Origin of the sequence: Paenibacillus alkaliterrae (genome assembly GCF_021532375.1) — a bacterium.
GTDB lineage: Bacteria > Bacillota > Bacilli > Paenibacillales > Paenibacillaceae > Pristimantibacillus > Pristimantibacillus alkaliterrae.
Genome location: NZ_JAKGAP010000154.1, coordinates 1 through 1,909, shown reverse-complemented (window position 1 = coordinate 1,909; position 1,909 = coordinate 1). Strand labels below are relative to the sequence as shown.

Below are 1,909 nucleotides of genomic sequence, written 5' to 3'. Positions count from 1 at the left end.
TGTGTGCGCCACGCATGGCGATTAACTAGGTGGTGAAAGTCCACTGTGGGGGCTTGTAGTTGCCAACCACTAGCCAAGAGCAAGGGTGTCCATCGTGAGGTGGAATCTGAAGGAAGCTGGAGGCAAAATTCCGACCCGAGGAACACGAACATCATCAGGCATATGGCATGGGATGAGTTTGCACAACAAAACGAAGTCCAATTAACTACACAGACGTGCCGGTGTAAATGATGCGGGTACATGGAAGGAAAGTGAATCGTCTTACCGTGGGAGGTCTCATGGACGTGAGGAGATGAACTTCAAGTCACGGTTGAAACAAGATTTATCATGAGAAGTCAGCAGACGCCATAGTACCTTGTGTTGTCGACAGTATAAGGGAAGGGCTGAACCTTAGGAGGTGTCCAGTCAATGAAAGCTACTGAGCCAGAAGCAAAATACAGCCAACTTCCAGAGATGGAAGGCTCCACGCCGAAGAATAGTGCGGAACACGAAGAATACGCGGGAGCGTACAATTCTGGGAAGATAGCCGAAACCGACAACACCAACGCAAGCGAGTCGGAGAAGGAACTGCTTGAGCAAATTGTGAGCCGAGACAACCTGAACCAAGCGTTCAAGCGTGTGAAGGCAAACAAAGGCTCTCATGGGATTGATGGGATGGGAGTAGATGCACTTCTACAATATCTCAAAGAAAACGGGGAAGCCATCAAGCAATCCATTCTGGACGGAACCTACCGTCCAAATCCCGTTCGAAGGGTAGAAATACCGAAGGAGAACGGAAAGAAGAGAAACTTGGGAATACCCACTGTTGTAGACCGAGTCATCCAGCAGGCGATCGCCCAGGTGCTCACTCCGATTTACGAAAAGCGGTTTTCCGAGAACAGTTTTGGGTTCCGACCGAAGCGAAGCGCACACCATGCGATTCGAAGAAGTCAAGAGAACATAAACGATGGCTACAAGTATGTAGTGGATATGGACTTGGAGAAATACTTCGATACAGTCAACCAAAGTAAACTAATCGAAGTGCTGTCCAGAACCATAAAGGATGGACGAGTCATATCATTAATCCACAAATACTTGAAGGCAGGAGTCGTAGTCAAACACAAATTCGAGGAAACGGAAATCGGCGTGCCGCAGGGCGGAAACCTTAGTCCAATACTTAGCAACATCATGCTAAACGAATTGGATAAGGAACTGGAAAGCAGAGGACACCGATTCGTCCGATATGCGGACGATCTCCTGATCTTTTGCAAGAGCAGAAAAAGCGCCGAGCGCACTTTAACGAACATACTCCCTTTCATCGAAAGGAAGCTGTTTCTTAAAGTAAATCAGGAGAAAACAGTCGTGGACGAGGCGACGAGGATCAAATTTCTTGGCTTCTCATTCTATCAGCGTAAGGGAGAAACAAGGGTCAGAATCCATCCCAAATCCGTTACCAAGATGAAAGCTAAAATCAAGGAGCTTACGTCGAGAAGCAACGGAATGGGAAATGATAACCGAGCAATGAAACTTAGGCGGTATATCATGGGGTGGATCAACTACTTTAAGATAGCTGACATGAAGACACTGCTCCAATCCACGGACGAATGGATGAGAAGACGGATTCGCATGATCTACTGGAAGCAATGGAAGCGAGTAAGGACGAAGTTCGAAAGACTAAAATCACTCGGTATCCAAGAACAGAAGGCGTGGGAATACGCGAACACAAGAAAGAGCTACTGGAGAACCTCCAATAGCCCCATCCTCTCCAAATCCCTCGGAAATAACAAGATTAAAGCACTTGGATTCCTATTCTTCTCTGATTATTACCGACAAGTCACTGCGTAAACTAGGGAACCGCCGTATACCGAACGGTACGTACGGTGGTGTGGGAGGTCGGCTACTCAAATAATGAGTAGCCTCCTACCCGATT

General features: G+C 47.4%; 1 protein-coding gene. It reads left to right on the top strand.

Going from position 1 to position 1,909, the window contains the following annotated elements:
* Positions 1–408 precede the first annotated feature (408 nt).
* Positions 409–1,824 (top strand): group II intron reverse transcriptase/maturase, encoded by a 1,416-nt coding sequence (gene ltrA / locus L1N85_RS26900; protein WP_235242082.1) that lies wholly within the window; start codon positions 409–411, stop codon positions 1,822–1,824.
* The last annotated feature ends 85 nt before the right edge of the window (positions 1,825–1,909 follow it).